This window comes from Ruegeria sp. CDSC085, assembly GCF_059610465.1.
Map to the genome: position 1 here is coordinate 1 of NZ_JBXWNR010000042.1, position 5,842 is coordinate 5,842.

General features: G+C 53.3%; 5 protein-coding genes. 1 reads left to right on the top strand and 4 read right to left on the bottom strand.

The window, feature by feature from the left end:
* Positions 1–70: 70 nt before the first annotated feature.
* From AC2FJB_RS22590 to AC2FJB_RS22600, 3 genes are read right to left on the bottom strand one after another with little or no spacing between them, the layout of a single operon-like run.
* The gene (locus AC2FJB_RS22590) at positions 71–865 is read right to left on the bottom strand and encodes a DUF6538 domain-containing protein (RefSeq protein ID WP_496721189.1); all 795 of its coding nucleotides are present in this window, start codon (positions 863–865) and stop codon (positions 71–73) included.
* Between the two features lie 37 nt (positions 866–902).
* Entirely contained in the window at positions 903–1,094 is a 192-nt protein-coding gene (locus tag AC2FJB_RS22595) for a hypothetical protein (RefSeq protein WP_496721187.1), read from the bottom strand.
* Positions 1,087–1,254 carry a hypothetical protein gene (locus AC2FJB_RS22600; protein WP_170688564.1) on the bottom strand — a complete coding sequence of 56 codons (168 nt, stop codon included), beginning with the start codon at positions 1,252–1,254 and terminating at the stop codon, positions 1,087–1,089. Before AC2FJB_RS22600 ends, AC2FJB_RS22595 begins: the two co-directional genes overlap by 8 nt.
* 762 nt (positions 1,255–2,016) lie before the next feature.
* Between AC2FJB_RS22600 and AC2FJB_RS22605 the strand changes: the two genes are divergently transcribed.
* On the top strand, positions 2,017–3,261 hold the full coding sequence (locus AC2FJB_RS22605; RefSeq protein ID WP_496819135.1) for a DUF3179 domain-containing (seleno)protein: 1,245 nt from the start codon (positions 2,017–2,019) through the stop codon (positions 3,259–3,261).
* Positions 3,262–4,243: 982 nt separating this feature from the next.
* Here AC2FJB_RS22605 and AC2FJB_RS22610 read toward each other — a convergent pair.
* A complete protein-coding gene (locus AC2FJB_RS22610; protein ID WP_496721183.1) occupies positions 4,244–5,545 on the bottom strand; it encodes a hypothetical protein in 1,302 nt (433 codons plus the stop codon).
* Between the last annotated feature and the right edge of the window lie 297 nt (positions 5,546–5,842).

Below are 5,842 nucleotides of genomic sequence, written 5' to 3' on the forward strand. Positions count from 1 at the left end.
CTTGGCGGTTACGATGAGCCAGAAACCCTCTCTTATCAAATCGACCTAAACTGTCCCATTGGCGCTGACGTCAGACAAGCCGCACGACCTCATCGTCAGTCGGAACAGCGTAAGGTTGAGGGCGCACCTTCCGGTCGAAGAGAACAGTCCGGAAGGGGTTGACCTCCAGATGCCCTTCATAGACCACCCAGTCGAGGAAGTGATTGACCTGCGACCAGATACGTCGCTGGGTTCTGGCTGTTATGGTCACCGACCCCCGAGACGAGTACGCAACCAGTTGGTCCAGGGTCAGCCCCCGTGTTCGTTCCGACTTGCCAATCATTGGAGACAGTTGGGCTATCGCTGACAGGAACTCTCGCCCCTCCGTCCGCGTCAGACTGCAAATTGATCGGTCACCATATCGGCTCGTGAACAACCCGACGGAGTATCGGACCGATTTGAACCCGCTGGGTCGCAGTTCATCACTACGCCGGGAGAGATAGGCGCGGCTCAGGTCACGAACCGGTACCTTTACCGGCGCTGATGGTCTTATGAACTTAGACTGCTCCAGATTGCATCCAGAGTCCTCCAGAGTGGCCCGGAGACGGACAAGAGAAGTCTCTGGCTGGTTAACCCAATCAGGAACGTCAGCGGTGCTCTCACGGGCAGACAGAGCTTCTTCTGCCTGCGATCGAACCTGCTCCACCAGCGTCTCGAAGCGCGCATTGACTTCAGCGGCTCGGACGCGGGCGGTGTTTCGGTCACTGGTCTTGAGGCTCTGCTTCAGCGCCTGAGCGCCCAGCGCGAGAGCCACGTCAACGGGATAGTTGCGTCTGTAGAGCCACGTGTGACCCTTCAGATAGGCATAGCGAATGTGAGCAGACATGAGTCTCCTCCTTTCAGGTTTGGAATGTGGGATTGGTTCAGTGGGTTGAGACGAGTCGTACGATCATCTCGAGGGCCGGTTCGCCGTAGGAACCAGCCAGAGGGCCAGTGACGGCATGGCCGGTCACGCAGTCTTCGAACACCTCCTCCACGCGGAACAGATGCTCAGGGACGTCATCGAAGGCCTGGACGACCACGACGTCACCGGGGGTCAGCTCCAGCTCAGTCATCGTTGGACCTCCACGTCCAGAGAACCGCCAGCAGAACCAGCGCTGAGACAGCGGGATGGGACCGAGAAACCACCCAGAGCATTGTCGTCAGAACAGCCTTGGGCGGTGGGTGCAAAAGAAAACCCCCGACGAGAACGCCGAGGGCAGACAGGTACTTCATGGATCATACTCCTGCAGTTGCTTCTTTATTTAGATGCAGGGGTTCTCTCGGTTTCGACAAAGGCGAGAGTAAGTGATACCCGCTGGATTGTTTGCGCGCGGTACCTGCGTTAGCCTGAATCTCTCAAGTCGATTACTGGGTGTGGCCAGAGCAGGTCTATTTCACGGGGTTGAGATCGCGGGGTAAAAAATGACTGATACTGAATGCAACTATCAACGGGTAGTTTCGGTTGAAGAAGTCAAGTGCGCCCTTGAAGAGGCGCAGTGTCAGCACTGTGGCATAACCACTAATGAACTAATGTCACACGGGGAGTTGCTTGAGATTTGCGGTGAGGAACTTTGCTCCGACATCTCAACGGGCAAGAAAACGTTTATCACGATTGCACTATGCCCAAGCTGTCATAAGCAAGCGCATCAGGACGCCGAGAACAAGCATAACCCCTGCCAGATAAAGGCTCGGTGGAGCCGAGAAGGCCTAGCGTAGCGGTTTGCTGGGGGTGCCCACTTTGCTTTCTTTTTTTCCAAAGCGGACTTTGGTTGAGGGCTGGCTGAATGACTATTCTGCGGACAAAGCAGACTTCTGCTGGAACAGAAATCCATAGCTGAAGTTATGTCTCTTTATTACGTGCCGAAGATGACTTTTGGCGAAAATGATTGCAAGGTTGTGACAGATCGAAACCGAGTTGCGACTTGTTTTCTTACTAGGTTTGGTTCTTTTTTAAACACACTGGCTCGAGCGGTTTCAACGCAGGAAGTACGTATCATGGCGGACACGTTATTTTACTTGGCAATTATTGCTTCGGTGATTGTTGCACTGCTTTATTTCCGAGATCTCGGTGACATACCCCAGCTTTTTATAAAAACGAAGCGCGGTAACGTAGACCGGTTTATTCGCAATGAATATCAGATCGTCGGAGTCGGGATTGCGGCATGGTTTGTCTCCACTATCACGCACTTCGCGTTTGGCGGCGGCGTGGCATGGGTGTTTTGGGCGGGGACCGCTCTAAGCCTTGGTCTTGTTGCCTTTACCTGGGTGTATGTCCATGTGGGCCTGCGCAACCAGAAAGATTCGGCAAAGTATTACAGTATCGAAGAGGCACAGGAGTTTGTCAGCCCGACAACTCAGGTAATCGTTCTGGAAAACAATGGCGTCGCCCGTGCGCATCCGCAACCGCAAATCATGCGCCCGCATTTGGCTGGTACTCATGACGGTCTGGACGGTGAACCCGTTATTTTGACATTCTGCGCAATAGCCAATCTGGGTCTTGGCTATGTTCCCACGATAGAAGACAAAAAGCTCGATCTGGAGGTTCTTGCCCAGCACGGCAACAACCTTGTTCTGCGCGACAATACTACGGGTGAGCCTTTGCAGCAGATTTACGGCTTCCGCGCCAAGGACGAGGACACCAGCGTTGAGGGACCCGCCTGCCCATTGCGTCCGGAACTGGCGATGCGCGCATGGCCAACTTTTCGTATGACGTTTCGCGGGTTTCAAAGGGCCTATCCTGAAGGTGCGGTTTTCCTGAACAAGTTGCCTTCAAACCCGTTTTTGTTCCTGCTGGACAGTGCAATGGAACTGGCCTTCACCGCGACGATCCAGAAGCATCACACCGAGGCCAAACCAATCATGCAAAACCTAGAGCGGCCAATTGATCCGCGCTTGCCTACAAAGACTTATGTCTGGGGCGTGAATATCGGGTCGGATGCTACCTGTTGGACCGATGATTTCGTCGTTTCGCAAGGAAATGTGGTGAATGCTGAGGTGGGCGGGCGGCCGCTGGTCGTGGCTTGGAGCCCTAATTATGAAAGTTTGAATGTCTGGGTCAACAGCACCGGCGGACCAGTTCAGAACATCAACTTCTTTGGGATAACCGGCGACGGAAAGCAACTCGAACGTTCTGCAGATGTGAAACCCGGTCTCTTCTGGCACGTCTGGGCAGAGTTCTTTCCCCACACAGACGTCAATCGCGCCAATAGTCCGGCGTCGGTCGCGAAGTTCAATACTTGAAATTGTCTAGCTTTAATTTGGTTAAACCATGCAGACAATATTGTCATGAAGAACTGCCCGCTTTGGGCTCGATACGGTCATTCGCCGTTGTTCGCTCGAACGTCCGCTTCTGCGCCAACGGTCAGCCACTTCATCAATGCCAACAAACAGTCGTCAGCCAGTCGGCCTAACTGCTTAGAGCTCAAAACAGCCAATTATCCAACCTTTGCGTAGCGCACAGAAGCTGACCTCGGAAAAACGGTTACCCGCACTCGAATTCAGTGGTAGCGGTTCACTTGGCGTTGCATCTGGGTGCAATGACGCAAGATACGCACAACTGGGTGTATCATGGTTACTGCGTGTTCGGTGCGAGTGTGCCAGGTATTTGAAGCCTTACGAAGCATTGCGACCTCCCATTGATGACCTTACGTTAACCTGGATGAATGAGAGGTTCTGTGAACTGGGACACAGAGCGCCATTGCAAGGCCCCACCACCCGCCAGCACCAGCGACCAGTCTTCAGTCCCCGGAACCGATCGTCAGCGGTCGTCTCAGCGCCAGTGGACGGTCTCGTAAGCTGCCCCTTCAGCGGCCTCTCCAGCGGTCAGAAATGCCCGTCGCAGAGCTTAGCGAATGCCCGTGCTCACTGTCGGAAATGCCCCCGAAACCGCCCCAGTTTCTCGGGCTAGTTGGAAAAGTTGATAGGTTTCATCGGACGGCAAGGATTCCTACCACCCCAGCCAGTTCATCAGAACATGGAACGTCGACACGCACTTGGGGCTAAACCCTCCGAGAAATGCCCCCGTTTATGCCCCCGCTCAGATCACACTTGTCTTGCTAGCCTGTCTTGCTGTCTGCACGTCAGCGATGACCTCCCCCAGATAGAGGGAGAGGCCGATGCCGGTTATGGCTGAGTATAGTCAGGATAGGGATAAGTAATGGAAAACGCGGGATAAAGAGAAGATGAGAAACTCAAACCTCTCACCCCCGATCATCCAGTTTCCTCATCCCCCCAGAGAATCCAGATACGCTAACCTCTCGCTGAAGATACGCTGACGGACCCTATAGGCCGAGCAGCGGGGGAGATAGCGCATATCCATGTAATCATCGACCAAGCTGGGAGTTTCAAGTTCAACCTCATCAAGTCCAAGGAAGTTGTTCGACAGAGCCACCGGGTAACCGAGGACGTTGGCTGCCGCGAGGTTCATAGCGGTCTTGAGCCTCCGAGCATGTGAATACCCAATCAGGAAACTGTCGTGAATGCAAAGCACAGGAATCTTCTGTCTGGTGAAGTGTCGGATCACCATGGAAGCCATCAAACTGTCTGTGTTCATTAGCGATATCCCCCTGTCAGAACAAAGGTCCTCCTTAAGGAATGGGTGTTTCTCGATTGCAGCATCAAGCACTAGCCGAAGCTCAGCATTCTTCATTGATTTTGCCACTGAGCCAACTGGAGAGACTTCCCGGAACGCACTATAAGCTGACCGCTCGTCTTTCGCGTTTAGAGCCATGAGAATAAGAAGCTTCACCAACTTGCGCTGCTGGTCGGCATCCTCCAGCTTCGGAAGCAAACCATCTTCCAACTCATAAGGGTCACCTTCCAACCTCACTTCTCTCTTTGCTGCCAGAATCGCAACATGAAGGGCTTGATAATCCACTTCGACAGTAGGTTCGTCATTGATGTGGATGCGCTTCCGAACCTCTGACCCGACCGATTGCCACCAGCCGCCATAAAAGCGGCCACCGCATGACCAGTCGTTGCGATTGAAGACACGGTGAACGAAGTTATCGAACCCGCAGATTGGAACGCGTGTTTTCTCACCCGTACGAACACCAGACTTAATCGGGCGCTCAATGAAAGTATCTTCCTGATCGGGTATGTCGATGAAGGTTCGCAGCAGCAGGCTGTTGTACTTCATCAGATCTGCTCTCATCTGCTCAGTCGCCGGAGTATCCTTGTATTCGATGTTTCTTTCCGACTTCTCGCTGGATCGCATAAGAATGCACTCCTTTCCCGGATGGGTCAGGATATGCTGTGGTCCGAACTTAGCTTCCCGGAACATACGCCGTAGCGGCTCGGCCGCCCTAATCCGGGTAGTGCGGTTCGTGCTGGCTCCGGGACCGGCATAGCTGCCAGCCGCCAATGAGATGTAACCAAATTCATGCAGGCGATGTATTACCTTCGGTGCTAAGCGAGACATTCCGATCTTGTTATAGCGGGAGTCGGTGTTCCAAGCTGTGTTGCTCATCGCTACGCCAATAGACAGCTCGGGGTCGGTATCCCAAGCCACATAAAGATCGAGCAATATAGCCCTTAGCTGTGTCAAACTGTTAGCCTTGGGTCTTACGCCACCCTTCTTTGAGCTCCTGCTTTCTGGTTCCCCATAACACCTTGCCCAGACCTGCTTGGTCAGATGGGTAACATTCGGGTGTTCTGAATATCGGTGAACATCTAGTAGTTTGGAGTAGTGCGGATTTGTGATCGGAAAAGCATCTATGGTCTTTCCAACGTATGTTTCTTCCATGAGTGTCTGACGTCAGCACCAATGGGACAGTTTAGGTTGATTTGATAAGAGAGGGTTTCTGGCTCATCGTAACCGCCA

Coding starts and splice junctions, on each gene's coding strand:
- AC2FJB_RS22600 (WP_170688564.1), bottom strand. CDS start 1,254: ATGAAGTACCTGTCTGCCCTCGGCGTTCTCGTCGGGGGTTTTCTTTTG.
- AC2FJB_RS22605 (WP_496819135.1), top strand. CDS start 2,017: ATGGCGGACACGTTATTTTACTTGGCAATTATTGCTTCGGTGATTGTT.
- AC2FJB_RS22595 (WP_496721187.1), bottom strand. CDS start 1,094: ATGACTGAGCTGGAGCTGACCCCCGGTGACGTCGTGGTCGTCCAGGCC.
- AC2FJB_RS22590 (WP_496721189.1), bottom strand. CDS start 865: ATGTCTGCTCACATTCGCTATGCCTATCTGAAGGGTCACACGTGGCTC.